The sequence below is a fragment of the Methylocystis sp. genome, from assembly GCF_051061285.1.
Classification (GTDB): Bacteria; Pseudomonadota; Alphaproteobacteria; order Rhizobiales; family Beijerinckiaceae; genus Methylocystis.
The window spans coordinates 1-14,401 of sequence record NZ_JBPFEA010000039.1 but is presented as its reverse complement, the minus strand read 5'-3'; the positions used below and the strand labels follow the sequence as shown (position 1 = coordinate 14,401).

16 protein-coding genes and 1 pseudogene are annotated in these 14,401 nt (G+C 61.0%); 11 read left to right on the top strand and 6 right to left on the bottom strand.

The annotated features are described in order from the left end of the window. Window positions 1-173 precede the first annotated feature (173 nt). From parA to ACR65T_RS13875, 6 genes are all read left to right on the top strand, one after another. A complete protein-coding gene (gene parA, locus ACR65T_RS13900; protein WP_434497026.1) occupies window positions 174-809 on the top strand; it encodes a ParA family partition ATPase in 636 nt (211 codons plus the stop codon). Then, complete coding sequence (locus tag ACR65T_RS13895; protein WP_434497025.1) at window positions 809-1,078, top strand: ribbon-helix-helix protein; 270 nt, start codon at window positions 809-811, stop codon at window positions 1,076-1,078. Before parA ends, ACR65T_RS13895 begins: the two co-directional genes overlap by 1 nt. Further along, entirely contained in the window at window positions 1,075-1,542 is a 468-nt protein-coding gene (locus ACR65T_RS13890) for a DUF2840 domain-containing protein (protein ID WP_434497024.1), read from the top strand. Before ACR65T_RS13895 ends, ACR65T_RS13890 begins: the two co-directional genes overlap by 4 nt. Next, a complete protein-coding gene (locus ACR65T_RS13885) occupies window positions 1,542-2,045 on the top strand; it encodes a S26 family signal peptidase (protein ID WP_434497055.1) in 504 nt (167 codons plus the stop codon). The genes ACR65T_RS13890 and ACR65T_RS13885 overlap by 1 nt, the downstream gene beginning before the upstream one ends. 125 nt (window positions 2,046-2,170) lie before the next feature. Continuing rightward, the gene (locus tag ACR65T_RS13880) at window positions 2,171-2,893 is read left to right on the top strand and encodes a lytic transglycosylase domain-containing protein (RefSeq protein WP_434497023.1); all 723 of its coding nucleotides are present in this window, start codon (window positions 2,171-2,173) and stop codon (window positions 2,891-2,893) included. Window positions 2,894-3,136: 243 nt separating this feature from the next. Next, window positions 3,137-4,876: a relaxase/mobilization nuclease domain-containing protein gene (locus ACR65T_RS13875; protein ID WP_434497022.1), complete on the top strand. Its 1,740-nt coding sequence runs from the start codon at window positions 3,137-3,139 to the stop codon at window positions 4,874-4,876. Window positions 4,877-4,901: 25 nt separating this feature from the next. Here the strand turns inward: ACR65T_RS13875 and ACR65T_RS13870 are convergent, their stop codons facing one another. Continuing rightward, complete coding sequence (locus tag ACR65T_RS13870; protein ID WP_434497021.1) at window positions 4,902-5,828, bottom strand: ImmA/IrrE family metallo-endopeptidase; 927 nt, start codon at window positions 5,826-5,828, stop codon at window positions 4,902-4,904. Between the two features lie 3 nt (window positions 5,829-5,831). Next, the gene (locus ACR65T_RS13865; RefSeq protein WP_434497020.1) at window positions 5,832-6,212 is read right to left on the bottom strand and encodes a helix-turn-helix domain-containing protein; all 381 of its coding nucleotides are present in this window, start codon (window positions 6,210-6,212) and stop codon (window positions 5,832-5,834) included. A 163-nt stretch (window positions 6,213-6,375) separates the two neighbouring features. On the opposite strand from ACR65T_RS13865, the gene ACR65T_RS13860 reads away from it, so the two are divergent. Genes ACR65T_RS13860 through ACR65T_RS13850 form a run of 3 tightly spaced genes read left to right on the top strand, consistent with a single transcriptional unit; the run spans window position 6,376 to window position 9,220 of the window. Then, window positions 6,376-7,491 (top strand): multiubiquitin domain-containing protein, encoded by a 1,116-nt coding sequence (locus ACR65T_RS13860; protein WP_434497019.1) that lies wholly within the window; start codon window positions 6,376-6,378, stop codon window positions 7,489-7,491. Next, window positions 7,488-8,891: a ThiF family adenylyltransferase gene (locus ACR65T_RS13855; RefSeq protein ID WP_434497018.1), complete on the top strand. Its 1,404-nt coding sequence runs from the start codon at window positions 7,488-7,490 to the stop codon at window positions 8,889-8,891. The genes ACR65T_RS13860 and ACR65T_RS13855 overlap by 4 nt, the downstream gene beginning before the upstream one ends. Continuing rightward, on the top strand, window positions 8,888-9,220 hold the full coding sequence (locus ACR65T_RS13850; RefSeq protein WP_434497017.1) for a DUF6527 family protein: 333 nt from the start codon (window positions 8,888-8,890) through the stop codon (window positions 9,218-9,220). Before ACR65T_RS13855 ends, ACR65T_RS13850 begins: the two co-directional genes overlap by 4 nt. Window positions 9,221-9,239: 19 nt before the next feature. On the opposite strand, the gene ACR65T_RS13845 is transcribed toward ACR65T_RS13850, so the two are convergent. Together ACR65T_RS13845 and ACR65T_RS13840 are read right to left on the bottom strand one after the other, a co-directional pair. Next, on the bottom strand, window positions 9,240-10,178 hold the full coding sequence (locus ACR65T_RS13845) for a hypothetical protein (RefSeq protein WP_434497016.1): 939 nt from the start codon (window positions 10,176-10,178) through the stop codon (window positions 9,240-9,242). Next, window positions 10,175-10,768: a DUF6932 family protein gene (locus ACR65T_RS13840; RefSeq protein ID WP_434497015.1), complete on the bottom strand. Its 594-nt coding sequence runs from the start codon at window positions 10,766-10,768 to the stop codon at window positions 10,175-10,177. The genes ACR65T_RS13845 and ACR65T_RS13840 overlap by 4 nt, the downstream gene beginning before the upstream one ends. A gap of 251 nt (window positions 10,769-11,019) precedes the next feature. Here ACR65T_RS13840 and ACR65T_RS13835 point away from each other — a divergent pair, with 251 nt between their 5' ends. Together ACR65T_RS13835 and ACR65T_RS13830 are read left to right on the top strand one after the other, a co-directional pair. After that, a complete protein-coding gene (locus ACR65T_RS13835) occupies window positions 11,020-13,044 on the top strand; it encodes a conjugal transfer protein TraG (protein ID WP_434497014.1) in 2,025 nt (674 codons plus the stop codon). Between the two features lie 7 nt (window positions 13,045-13,051). Then, window positions 13,052-13,495: a ribbon-helix-helix protein, CopG family gene (locus tag ACR65T_RS13830; protein WP_434497013.1), complete on the top strand. Its 444-nt coding sequence runs from the start codon at window positions 13,052-13,054 to the stop codon at window positions 13,493-13,495. Between the two features lie 55 nt (window positions 13,496-13,550). Here ACR65T_RS13830 and ACR65T_RS13825 read toward each other — a convergent pair whose 3' ends face one another. Together ACR65T_RS13825 and ACR65T_RS13820 are read right to left on the bottom strand one after the other, a co-directional pair. Continuing rightward, entirely contained in the window at window positions 13,551-14,183 is a 633-nt protein-coding gene (locus ACR65T_RS13825; RefSeq protein ID WP_434497012.1) for a hypothetical protein, read from the bottom strand. A gap of 83 nt (window positions 14,184-14,266) precedes the next feature. Further along, window positions 14,267-14,401, bottom strand: a pseudogene (locus ACR65T_RS13820) (IS1595 family transposase); the annotation flags it as partial.

Here is a 14,401-nt window from a genome sequence, read left to right as displayed (position 1 = left end):
TCAGGGACCGAAGCCTCGTGCTATCGGGGACCGAAACGGTCGCTAACTAATTGTCACTCAACAATTCACGGCGCTCCTAACTGTACTAACATAGAATCCTTCGGATTCTTTCTAACGGTCCGCGCCGAAATCCACTTTGTGGATAACCGGCAATTTCGCTCTCCGAGCGCGTCATGATCGTCGCTCTCCTCAACCAGAAGGGCGGCGTCGGCAAGACCACGCTCGCTCTGCATCTCGCCGGCGCCTGGGCTCAGCGCGGCAAGCGAATTATTCTCATCGATGCGGACCCTCAAGGGTCGGCGCTCGACTGGTCACAGCAGCGCGCCAGGGAAGGGCTTCCAAGGCTCTTCGGCGTGATCGGCCTCTCGCGCGACACGTTGCATCGCGAGGCTCCCGAGATCGCCAAAGACGTCGATCATGTCGTGATCGACGGACCGCCGAGAGTCGCGGCGCTGCTGCGTTCCGCGCTGCTGGCCGCCGACCTCGCCCTCGTTCCGGCCCAGCCCTCGCCCTTCGACGGCTGGGCATCGGGCGAGATGCTGAAGCTCATCGACGAAGCCCGCATCTTTCGCCCCGACCTTGTCGCCCGTTTCGTCCTCAATCGCTGTCCGGCGCGCACGATTATCGCCCGCGAAACAGCGCAGGCGCTCTCCGCGCATGAACCGCCGGTCCTGTCATCGCGCGTGGGCCAACGCGTCGTCTTCGCCGACGCCGCGCGGGGCGAGCGCCTCGTTGACGAGACGCCGCAAGGAGCCGCCGCTGCGCGCGAGATCGTAGCGCTCGCCGCAGAAATCGAAAGGCTCGCGTGATGACGGCGGGCAAACCTCAACACGGGTTCGCCGCACGTCCGAGCGATCCAGACACCTGGGTTCGGACGGCCGAAAAGCGCAATGGGAAGCTCGCAGCCAAAGGCGAGGAATACACCGCCCGGCTCACCATAGACGTGACGCCGAAACTGCGTGGCCGGATCAAAATCATCGCCTTCGAGCGCGGCCTGACCGTCGCCGACATGCTGCGCGCGCTGCTCGAACGGGAATTCCGCGAAACCGAAAAGGACGCCAACGGAGGCGCGCCATGACCGCGCCGACGGAGGTCGAACTCTTCTTCATGAAGGGCAAGATCGAGCGCTGGATTCGTTTCGGAAGCCCGCTCAGCGAGCGCACGCTCGATCGACGGCGGCGCATCGCGACATTCGCGCCAGACGCGGTATTCGCCTTCATGCGCTGGGCGTCGAACGGCCATGGCACGCTCGTTTCGCGCATAGACATTTTGCGCGCGTGTCGCGCCGGAGAAGCTTGTTCGACCGTTCCCGGCGTCAGACCGGGCGCGGAAATTCTGTTGCGCTCGATCGGCTGGGAGAAGGTTCAACGGGTGCTGAGGGCGATCGACGCCGTGGAAGCGCTCGGCCTCGCGCCGCAAGAAATCTGCCCCGATCACTGGCGCCACGTCCACAACCGCCTCGCCGCTGGCCTCCCGCCGCGCCCCTATACGCGCGAACGCCATCGCGCATGGATCCTGCGCTCGAAGCTCGCAACCCAATGATGAAAACCCTCGCCCTCACGCTCGTCTCTTGCGGCGCACTCGTCTCGACCCTGCTGTCCCACCACGACCCGCTGCTCGTCTGGAACGCTTCGGCCAGCGTGCCGATCGGTCTTTACGCCGTGCGTCCGATCGGCCCGCTCTCTGTCACCGATCTCGTCGTCGCCCGCCCGCCTGGACCGCTCGCGAGATGGCTCGATGAGCGCCGCTATCTCTCCAAAGGCGCGCCGCTCATCAAACGCGTGGCCGGCCTTCCGGGCCAAGAAATTTGCCGCAACGGACTGGCCGTCAGCGTGGACGGGATTGTCATGGCGCAGGCGCGCGAACGCGATCACGCCGGCCAGCGTCTACCCGTGTGGAAAGGCTGCTTCACTCTCCTTCGCGGCGAGGTTTTTCTCCTCAACTGGGATGAACCGACGTCCCTCGACGGGCGCTATTTTGGCGCGTTCCCGATCGAAGGCGTCGTTGGACGCGCCGCGCCCCTCTGGACGAGGGAGGACGATTGATGGCTGCTTGCCGACGCGTTTTTTCTCGGCGCGACCCCAATATCGCGCATCGTATATCGGCGGCCCAACGGTTCGCCCTCGGCGCCATTCTGTGCGCCTTCTTTGCGTCGCCGGCTCAATCCCAAATGCTTGGCGTTCGTGCGGCGGCTGTCGCTCGAACGCCAAAAAGCGTCGTCGCAAACGCCGTTCAGGAAGCGTCCCGGCGCTTCAAAATCCCGGCTTCATGGCTGCACGCCGTCATGCAGGCGGAAAGCCACGGCGACGCAAATTCCGTCTCCGAAAAAGGCGCCATTGGGCTCATGCAGGTGATGCCGCAAACCTACGCCGAGCTGCGCGCCAAACACGGCTTCGGCCCAGATCCATTCGACCCGCGCGACAATATTCTAGCGGGCGCGGCCTACCTCGCCGAGATGTTCGACCGCTACGGCGCGCCGGGTTTTCTCGCCGCCTACAACGCCGGCCCCGGCCGCTATGACAAGCTTCTCTTCCACGGCCATCCCTTACCGGCCGAGACGACGGATTATGTCGCGCGGCTCACTCCCGAACTCGGCATGACGAGAGCCCCGCCGCCGCAGATTCATGACCGATCCGACTCGCCCGGCGCGCCGATTTTCTTCACGGCGTCGGCGCTGAAAATAGCGTCCGGAGCAAGGATCGACGGCGCCACGAAAGCATCGGAACCGCCCGAGCGCGGCGCTGCGCATCCTCTCTTTCCGGCGTGGTCACACGACAAAATTTTCGCGTCGGAAACGCATCTTAATGGCGGCTCAAAGCCTTCGTCTGGCGCCGTTCCTGTGCAAACCAGCGGCCTATTCGTTGCGCGCGCCGCATTGGAATCGACCCCATGAACCATTTCGTATTCTATCGCATGGCAGGACGCCACTTCGCGCCTTTGCGCGAGGGGTCCGCCGAGGGAGCGACAGCGAGCGAGCTATTGCAAGATAAAAGAGACAGCCTGCGGCTTTCTCGGGCGGTCGTTTTGGTGTTGCTCGTCAACGTGTTCGCACAGGCTGCGTATTCGAACCACAGCCTGTCCGTTTCGATAAGTCGTTGCACAGAATCACCCTTTTTCACCTCGCGGGAATCTTGCTATGTCTCGTGACGACGACATCAACGTCCGTCCTGGTCGCATTCGATCGACGAGGCCGGGAAGAGGAAAAAGTTTCGTTGCGCGCGTTCTCGCGGCGACACAAAAGGTCGGCGGCTTGCATCGCTTGGGCGCGCGTGGCGGCAGTCGCGCCGCCTTCGGGCGCGGACGCGCCGCGAGCCTCGGTGCTTTACGGGGATTGAATTCGGCGTCACGCGTCGTCGTGGTCAAGGCGCGTGTTGTTCGACACAGCCAGAAATCGGCGCCGCTCGTGGCTCACCTCTCCTATCTTCGCCGCGACGGCGTCACCCGCGACGGCGCGTCGGGAAAGATGTTCGACGCGGCCGGCGACGAGGTGGACGCGCGCTCCTTCGCTGAACGCTGCCAGGGCGACCGCCATCACTTCCGCTTTATCGTCTCGCCGGACGACGCCGCCGAACTTTCGGACCTTCGCGCCTTCACGCGCGATCTAATGAAAGACATGTCACGCGATCTCGCCACGTCGATCGATTGGGTCGCGGTCGACCATTGGAACACCGAGCATCCCCATATCCACGTCCTGGCGCGCGGGCGGGCAGAGGACGGCGGCGACCTCGTCGTCAGCCCCGACTATATCAGCCGCGGCCTTCGCGCCCGCGCCGAGCAGCTCGTCACCCTGGAGCTTGGTCCCCGCAACGAGCTGGAGATTCACCGCACTTTGGCGAGGCAGGTCGACGCTGATCGCTGGACGCCGCTCGATCAAGCTCTCGCGCGCGAGGCCGCCCGCAATGATGGGGGTGTCGACCTGAGACCGGTCGGCGACCGGGTTCTGGATGCCGAGCGAACCATGCTCGTCGCCCGCGCACGTAAGTTGGAGAAGCTCGGCCTCGCGGCGCCGGCTGGCCCCGGACAATGGGTGATGGCTGAGAATTCCGAGAGCGTCCTTCGCGCGCTCGGCGAACGCGGCGACATTATCAAGCGCATCCATCGCGGCTTGAGTGAGCGCGGTCTTGATCGCGCCACGGCTGAATTCGTGCTCGACGCAGAGACGCGCGGCGATCCGATCATCGGCCGGCTTCTCGCTCGCGGCCTCGACGATGAACTGAAGGGTTCGGCTTTCGCGATCATCGACGGCGTGGACGGCCGCGCCCATCATGCGCGGTTTGCTGATGTGGATGCGACCAGCGACGCCGCTCCAGGCGCCATCGTCGAGGCGAGGCGTCTCCCATCGCGCGACGGCGGATCGTCGCGCCTCGTCCTCGCCGTGCGCTCCGACCTCGCGCTCGCCGAGCAAGTTCACGCGCCCGGCGCGACATGGCTCGATCGGCGCCTAGTCGCCAAGGAAACGATGCCGTTGTCCGAGAACGGCTTTGGTCGCGACGTGCGTGATGCGCTGGAGGCTCGCACAGAGCATCTCGTCTCGGAAGGACTCGCGCGCCGACAAGGCCAGCGCGTCGTCTTCGCCCGCGACTTGCTCGATACGTTGCGGAACCGGGAGCTCGATGCAGTCGGCGTGCGCATCGCCGCCGAAACCGGCCTCCCGCGCCACGCCGTCGCTGAAGGAGAAACCGTCGCCGGCGTCTACCGCAATCGCCTGACGCTCGCATCCGGCCGCTTCGCGATGATCGACGACGGGCTCGGTTTCCAGCTCGTGCCCTGGTCGCCGTCGCTGGAAAAAGAAATCGGCAAGCTGGTTTCGGGCGTCATGTCGCCGGGCGGCGGAGTGGATTGGAGCTTCGGACGGAGGCGAGGGATCGCAATGTAACGTCAGCTTCCGACGGCTTTTGCGCTCACTCTGCGGCGGGCAAAATGATTCGGGTGGCGGTCAATGTTTTCACCGCATGGATAAGGATGAAAACCTGATGTCCGGTCGAGAAAGATTCGGCGACACATTCATGTCGATCACCATTGCGATCAGTGAGCGCGATGGAGCGTTTGCCGGATGACCTTCGGCGTCCGAGCGGGATGAATGCGCCTAGATCGTCGTCGGGCGTGTAGACATCTTTCCACCGATACTGGTCAAATAACTCTGTGAATTTTTTTGACTGGATTGGGCGTCGGAGCGTGGCGCGAAATCCGTCACCCTCGATGAACTCAGGCATATTCAGAACCACTACGGCGCACGCGCGATGGCTTTTCGAGACGTATTGGCGGATCGCAGCATAGTTTGACGCATGAAAGCGCTTGGCCAAATTGATGGGCGTCCAAATCTCAAAGGCCTCACCCTCGGCTAGGTCGTGGAAGGTATCGAGTTGGAACAGCACTTCCGAGGCAAAAACGTTGGCCTCGCGATCGAAGAGTTCTGCAGTCGCGGCGTCAAGCGCTTTTTCGCAATCCTCGACAACAGCATACATAGGCCTTTGCCAAGGCAAGAACCCGTGACCGGCTTCATGCAAGCCCACAAACCGCTTTTTTACAGCCATTAAAGATTGACTCAAAAAGACCAAACCCTCGGACGCGTGGAAGAGCCCCAAGACCTTGCTGAGAGCTTGTTTGACGGCTTGGCCAGCCTCACCTGCCTTTGCGCGAAGCTTCGCAATAAAACCTGGATTGAGAACGTCTTCTTTGACTTCCTCGACACGGGCGACCGCCATGATTTGGTCGATCGGTGTTGGGAAGACGCCGAGCGCGCCCGCTTCGCGCAGCGCACGCTCGGCCTCTTTGCGGACCCGGGCCAACTGGCCAGGCGTTAAACTCGAATCGTCTGGCCGTCGCATCGATCACCTGCGTTTGGAGCGAATGTAGTTGAGGTACTCGAGCAGCTCATTTTCTTCGCCGGCAGTGAGGTTATCGATAGAGAAGGTCGCGGCTCGGCCGTGTTTTATTCCTTCTGCACGATTGGGGGTGGGCACGATGTACCCCGCTCGCTCCATCAGCGATTCATAAGCAACACCGAGAGCTGTCGATAGCGCATAGAGAATGTGCGGCGATGGCTTTGTGATCTTTCCAGTTTCAAGTTGACTGAGATACGCATTGGACACTTCCTTTCCTGTCGCATCTTCGACATCACGAAGCGACATTTGAGCATCTTGCCGGGACTTTCTTATATATTGGCCAAGGTTAATTGCCTGTGGTGTTTCCATTGCTTTGTCATCTGGCATCGATGCTCCCTTTTTGTGGTTTCCAGACATGGAGTCCGGCAGCAAAGAGCGTAATGCAACATCGCTAAGTATGTCAAGCGCGCTAAATTAGTGCTTGACGAACTTAGCGTGCGCGGTCAGATTAGCGAACGCTGGCGCTGTGCCGGCAACGCAGGAGATGACCATGGAAAATGTCCCGGAGGCTGCGCTGGATCGCGGCGCGGCCCGTCACAAGATCGAAGTGGCGGATGAAACGCTGGCGTTCCGCACAGTATGGATCGAAGACCTTACGCCCACCGGCTTTCAGCTCTCCGCAGCTGCGGGATTTAAGCCCGCGCAGCAGGCGACAGTTCTTCACATCCTTCACGACGGTGAGCTGGAGGACGTCCGACCCAGCGAAACGGTAGATCTACGCAATAGCGAGGGGCGCTTCGTGATCGTCGAGAGCGATCGCAGCTATCGTCTGACGATCGACGGCGAGCGCTTCGACTGGCCATGTCGAATCGTATCGGGCGGACTGCTTCGGAAGCTTGGACGGGTGACGCCCGACGAGAAAGCGATTTATCTCGAACGCTCCGACGAACCGGACCGCTTGATCGGCAATCACGATCTGGTGAACCTCGACGCGCCGGGAGTTGAATCCTTCGTCAGCCGCAAGCTCGTTTGGAAGCTGAATGTCCAGGGCGTGATCCTCGACGTGGCAACACCAACGATTGTGGTCGGGGACGCACTCACGCGGGCCGGCTTTGACCCCGATCAGGGCTGGCACATATTTCTGAAGATCGAGGGCGAACCTAAGCGCGCGGTTGGTCTGACGGATACAATCGACTTGCGCACCCGGGGCATCGAGAAGCTCCGGCTGACGCCCAAGGAAGTCAACAATGGCGAAGCGCCTTCGGCTCCACGCCGTGACTTTGCGCTCCTCGAGATTGACGAAACACATCTCGACGTTCTCGGCTTTCGCTGGGAGACAGTGATGGATGCGGGCCGCCGATGGCTCCTCATTCACCGATTCCCTGTTCCTGTCGGCTTCACGACGACGTGGACGCAGCTTGCGCTAGAGATCCCGCCTACTTATCCCGGGGCGCAGATCGATATGTTCTATACCAATCCGCCGCTGAGGCTCGCGTCGGGTCGTGTCATCGACTGCACCCATATCCCTGCGACAATTTTCAGCGTGCCGTTCAATGGCTGGTCGCGTCATCGCGGCCCGGAGTCGCCGTGGAACCCCACAACTGACAATGTCGTGACGCATCTCGCGCTCGTCGAATCAGCCCTGGCAAAAGAGGTTGGCGAGTGATCCCGGAGACGACGCTAGCCCTCAGCTGCGTCCTGCACGAACGCATCCAGTCCCATCTCTTCCCCGGAGATGGGCTCGAAGCAGCTGCGATCTTGCTGTGCGCAAGAACGCCGGGACCGAGGCTGCGCTTGCTCGTGCGAGATGTCGTTCTCATTCCGCATGAAGCCTGCCAGCGTAGGGAACGAGACGGGATCAATTGGCCGGGCGCGTATATCGAAGAAGCGATAGATCATGGCGATTCAGAGCGCCTCGCATTGGTTCTGATCCATTCACACCCGGGTGGGCTATTCGCCTTCTCGGAATTGGATGACGAAAGCGATCAGAACGTGTTGCCCGGCGTGTTCAACGCATTTGGCGATCTGCACGGCTCGGCGATCATGATTCCGAGCGGGGCAATCATGGCCCGCATTTACGAGGCGGATCTCATTGCGAAACCAGTGGATCTCGTGACGGTCGCCAGTCATGATTTGAGCTACTGGTGGGAGGTCGACGCCAGATTGACCGGCTCATCACGCCGGCCGGTCGCATTCACCAGCGGCATGGTTGACGAACTCGGTCGCTTGTCCGCAGCGGTAGTCGGTGTATCGGGCACGGGCTCGGTTGTTGCCGAGCAACTCTGTCGTCTCGGTTTCGGGCACATCAAGCTGATCGACTTCGATCGCATCGAACATCGCAATCTCAATCGCATCTTGAATTCCAAACTCAGCGATGTCGACGTCCGCCGGCTCAAGGTGGAGATGTTTACGGACGCGGTAGCCGGCTATAGGGGTGATGGAGTCGCCGAGGCTGTGCCGGCCTCGGTGCTGACGCGCGAGGCGGTGCTCGCGGCGAGCCAAAGCGACGTGCTTTTCTGCTGCGTCGACACCCTCGAAGCTCGACAGATTGCGGACCTTCTTGCCGCGGCGTTCCTCATTCCACTTCTCGATGTCGGCGTCGTAATTCCCACCCGTAAAGGAGACGAGGGCGCCGCCATCGCCGACGTGTGCGGCCGTATCGACTATGTGCAGCCGGGGCGATCCTCGCTTCAAGATCGAGGGGTTTATACGCCAGAAAGCCTGCGAGCTGAGTATCTCCAGCGGGCGGCGCCGGAAGCGCATCGGCAGGAGCGCGAAGCGGGGTATATTAAAGGGCTGATCGAAGAAGCGCCGGCGGTCATCACCTTGAACATGCGTGCGGCCGCAGCGTGTGTGAATGAGTTCATCGCTCGCGCCTACCCATTTCGGCTTGAGCCGAATCATCTTTACGCCCGCACCGAATTCAGCCTCGCGGCGTGCGAGGAGGAGTACGTAGCGGAGGAGGCCTTCGTTCCGTCGGCGAATCCGATTCTGGGACGCGGCGCGCTTGAACCACTCCTTGGACTACCTGTTCTCAGGCCGGCACGAGTTGGAGCTTCACGATGAGCATTGCAATTTGGTGGCGAAATATTTGGGCGCGTATTGCGCCGCCTCGACATCTGCGAGTCGTGGAGGGCGACAGCTTGCCCAAAAAGTTGCCACGACGCGATCTGGTGCTCGCACGCGACGGCGACGAAGATTGGTGCATCGGGATGCGTTGTCCCTGCGGATGTGGTCGAACCATTGAGCTTCTAGTAATCCCTGAAGCGGCCCCGCGCTGGGATTTCAGCGTTGACCACAAGGGCCGGCCGAGCCTCTCACCGTCGGTGTGGCTTCAAAAAGGCTGCCACTCTCATTTTTGGTTGAAGAATGGACGTGTCGAATGGTGCGACTGAATGCTGCTAGCGAGCCGTCTCAGTCACCACGTCTCGCCAACATCAGTAGCGTATAGTTCTCTCGGACGACGGCGCCGCTACGAAAAATCCGTTTTACATGCACCCGCGCGTCCGCATCCACATTTACCCAGTCCCGATTGAATTGCGTGAGTTGATCAGTTGTTAGAGCCCGATCAACTTTGCCGCGTATCGTTCCGCGATCAGGGCCGGCTCGGAATTCGAACTGATGCGCGTCGGGGAGCACGCCTGCGAGCTGACCTTGTAAGGTCTCATCCGTATCCTCGACCGTCGTCGACGTGGCGCGTTCGGCGGCGCGTGCGACCGCTTCGGCTCCGAAGCTTCGATCAGTTTCGCCCGCGACGAGGCGAAGCGTCGCGCCGCTCTGGCGCATGAGGTCAAAGAACTCGCGCGCTGTCCCCAGCACTCTTTGATCGATGGTCTCGACGGCCGAGCGGAACTGCTCTTCGTCGGGCTCTCCAAACGCGTCAAGAAGTTTGGTCGCTTCGTCGACGGCAACCTTGAGAGGGGTTTCCATCAATTGCTGCTGCGGTCGAACCTCCTCCATCAGGAAGCCGAACGAGCCGCGCACGATGTTCGTGATGTGCAGCGTCGATGCGCCCTTGTTGGGAACGATCCCGCGTTGACCAAGGCCGCCGGCCTCGTGCGCTAGAACCTTTGCGACAATGTCTTGAAACTTGGTGACAGCTGCGCCCGCGAATTCGCTTTCTATTCCACGCGCGCCGATGACGGGGCGACCACCAAAGAATAGGGCGGCCGAGGCAGTCGGCTCATCTTTGGCTGGGTCCAGTTGGGCAATCGTCTGCTGAAGTTCCTCAAGGCGCGCTTCGAGCCCTAGGCGCGCCATCACATCCTCATCGCCCAGTTGCTCTAACAGACCCGATACGGCGGCTATATCCGCGTGGACGAAGTCGCGCTCGAGCTTACGCAGGGTGCTCATGGGTTGGCTCCTCCAGCGGCGCTTGTCAGGATCGGGTTAGGACCCAGCGCAGCAAGCGCGGCCATATCATCTGAGGTGTCCTCAAGTCTGACCTGGAGCATTCCCTTCCAGAGATCGTCGCCGCGCCGATGCGAGAACAGTCCGAGCCAGTAACGCGTTACATTCACAAGGGTCTCACTTGTCCCATCTAGATCGGCAGCGAAAAAGTCGAGATGAAATGTCGCTCTGACGTGATGCCGAGCAAAAAGGTTCAGGTTGGCTCGCATCAGCCCCGCCAACTCGTTCCGGTCATTTATACCCGCTGGCCTGTAAAGGAATGTCACGACATCGAGATCTTGCGGATCTTTGTTCTCGACAAAACTCCCGTCGAGCCATTGAAATCCTCGATCGAAACCAATGCTGCGCAAGGCGGCGCGATGACTGAGCCATCCGCGAAGGATCGCCCTTCGCTGGTCTGTTAATCCGAAAGAAGCCACAACCTCAAGCGCAGAGACAGTGTAGGGCGACATGTCTTCGGCCGCGCCGCCAGGACCATCTGGTCCGACATAGGGCGGCAGAACGCCGTCGATCGTGAATGTCGGAATGGGCATCAATATGGCCTATTGGCGCAGCGAACTCGATTCTGCCCACGATCTGCGAGCAATTCGCATAATATCTACCAAAACGAAGATAATCGAGTGTTACGGGAGGGTCGCGCGCAATTTGACACCGACCAGGAACGCAGCGCTCCGAAACCCACAACACGGTCATGTCTGGTTTTTCTACGCCACGGCACGATATATTTCGACGGGTGGCGTACCCCCCTTGCGGGCTTTGCCGCAAGCCTCAAAAGCTGGCGCCCATGTCCGCCAGCCGCATCCTGTGGGGTCAGATCCTCGTCGTCTTCACGATCGTGCTCGCGACCACATGGGGCGCGACACAGTGGACCGCGTGGCGGTTGGCGTTCCAGCCGGAGTTGGGTCCGACATGGTTCCTTCTCGGCTCCTGGCCGATCTATCCCCCGCCTGCATTCTTCTGGTGGTGGTATCATTTCGACGCCTATGCGCCGGGCATCTTCGTCGAAGGCGCCGTCATCGCCGCTTCGGGTGGGTTCGCCTCGATCGCCGTCGCCATCGCGATGTCGGTGCATCGCGCGCGTGAAGCCAAGAATGTCGTCACCTATGGCTCGGCGCGCTGGGCGACCCCAGACGAGGTGCTCGCCGCGAATCTGCTCGGTCCCGACGGGGTCGTGCTTGGGCGATTCCAAGATGACTATCTCCGCCATGATGGCCCGGAGCATGTCCTATGTTTCGCGCCGACTCGGTCCGGCAAGGGCGTCGGCCTTGTCGTGCCGACGCTGCTCACCTGGCCGGGATCGGCCATCGTTCACGACATCAAGGGCGAGAACTGGAGCCTGACGGCCGGCTGGCGAGCGCGTTTCGGGCGCGTGCTGCTGTTCGATCCGACCAACGAGAATTCATGCCCCTACAATCCGTTGCTGGAAGTTCGGCGTGGAGCGGCCGAGGTGCGAGATGTTCAAAACGTCGCCGATATTCTCGTCGACCCCGAAGGAGCGCTGGAACGACGCAATCACTGGGAGAAGACCAGCCATTCTCTTCTTGTCGGCACGATCCTGCATGTTCTCTATGCGGAGGCCGACAAGACGCTTGCGGGCGTCGCCAACTTTTTGTCCGACCCTAAGCGGCCGATCGAAACAACGCTGCGCGCCATGATGACGACCGCGCATCTTGGCGACGCCGGCCCGCATCCCGTCGTGGCCTCCACTGCTCGGGAGCTCTTGAACAAATCCGAAAACGAGCGCTCCGGCGTGCTCTCCACCGCCATGTCATTCCTAGGCCTTTACCGCGATCCAGTCGTGGCGCAGGTGACGCGCCGTTGCGATTGGCGGATCGACGATCTGGTGTCGGCGAAGAAGCCGGCGACGCTCTATCTCGTCGTGCCGCCCTCGGACATTTCTCGCACCAAGCCGCTGGTGCGTTTGGTGCTCAACCAGATCGGTCGCCGCCTGACAGAGGAGTTGGATGCAAAGTCGCGGCGCCATCGCCTGCTCTTGATGCTCGACGAATTCCCAGCGCTCGGGCGACTGGACTTTTTCGAGTCGGCCCTCGCCTTCATGGCCGGCTATGGGCTGAAAAGTTTTCTCATCGCCCAGTCGCTCAATCAAATTGAGAAAGCCTATGGGCCAAACAACGCCATCCTCGACAATTGCCATGTGCGGGTTTCCTTCGCCACCAATGACGAACGCACAGCTAAGCGCGTGTCGGACGCGCTCGGCACCGCGACAGAGATACGTGATGCTCGCAACTATGCCGGCCATCGGCTGTCGCCATGGCTTGGACATCTCATGGTCTCGCGCCAAGAGACGGCGCGACCGCTGCTCACGCCGGGCGAAGTCATGCAACTTCCGCCCTCGGATGAATTGGTGCTCGTTTCTGGACTCGCGCCAATCCGCGGGAAGAAAGCGCGCTATTTCGAGGATCGGCGACTGACGAAACGAATCCTTCCGCCGCCAGATCTCGACCAAGCCGAACGGGTTGCCCTGACGGGTGCCGGGGCGGCGCGGGACGGCAAGGACGGCTGGAGCGGTCTGGCGACGCCAGCCAAAATCCGGGCTCATGCGCAACCTGCCAGCTCGAAAGAATCGAATGACGAGGATCCCGCCAATGGCGGAATTCGCCGGGAGCCCGAGATTCCAGAACATGAAGCCATAGCGCCGGAGATCACGCCGTCGACGCTCTCACCGGACGATACGCTCCCCGAGGAACCCGACGACGAGGAGGCGATCCGCGCCCGCGCACTTCGGAGCCGCACCCGGTCGGTCACCCGCCAGGCCGCAATGGATCCCGACGATGGAATAGCCCTGTGAGTCGCCAATGCCGGTAAAACAGCGCCTTTCCGTCTATCTCAACGCCGATATGATGGCGCGGCTCGAAAAACTTGCTGATAAGGAACGCGCCGCCAAATCGGCAATCGCGGAAGCGGCGATCATGTCGTTTCTGACTGCCGACGACTCGGATCGGTGGGAAGCAGCAGTAACGCGCCGAATGGATCGACTCACACGCTCTGTCGATCGCATGGAACGCGACCTTGAATTTTCGGTCGAGGCCTTGGCGCTCTATATTCGCGCCTGGCTTACTGCGACGCCGCCGCTGCCGGACGATGCGCAGGCGGCCGCCCAGGCGAAAGGACGCGAACGCTACGAAAGCTTCATCGAGGCGCTAGGACGGAGGCTGTCTAAAGGGCAGCGGCTATCGCGGGAGGTGTCGGAGGAGTTGCTCCAGTCCGACGCTGCCATCTCCAATATAACCGAACCATAGTCGAATATGCGCCAGGAGTTGACATTCAACCCAAATGCGCTCGACCCGAGTCCAATCATTGCTCCGTAGCTGCGAGCAGCACGCAGATATCGTCCCTTGGCGTTAAGATGGTGGTGCGCATCTTGGCGCGGGTAACGCTGACCCGGAAATTTTGGCGGGCCTGCGACATCAAACCCGTGCGTTGGTTCGATGTGACAATGCGGTCGGGATTAGCGACGATCTCACGTCTTACACGCTTCGGCCAACCTTCGAAGATGATGACCTCATCGAACTGCTTCCCCTTAGCCTTATGCATGTTCATCACGACGACGCCGGATTCTGGCTTGAGCGCTGTCGAAAAATGCTCTTGCACGAACGACTGGCGGGTGATGGATAAGGCGTTCCGATAGCCTCCGAAATCGCGCCAATTCTGGGCTAGGCCCTGCCGTAGCTGTGTGCCCCGCTCCAAAAGTCGGACGTTGCGAACCTCCTTAGCGACATCTTGGAGCCGCGAGCAGCCCCCGTCCTGTAGGATGGATCGCACTGCGCGCCAATCCTTGTCGGGATCGCCAGTCAAGCCGACAGCTATGGCCCGGCTATATACCTCACGGGAAGCATTCAACACGCTGTTGCCCGGAACTGGTCTTCCAGATGCCTCACACCCCTTCCATTTCAGCAAGGCTGAACGGAAGCGCGTTGCCTCATTCATGTCTCCCTTGGTGGGCGTGTTCCCGCCTCGTCCGTGAAAATAACTGCACAACAGCTCGACGAACTCATCAAAATGCCTCCTGATTACGCCTGAAAGTCAGCCAGTTTGAGCAGTCGATAAGGCATGGGCAAAGTTCTGATCGCGACGAAGCCGAGACGCGGGATCATTTCGCTGAGGTCGTATCGACGGTTGAATCGATATTCGAACTCGGCGAGATA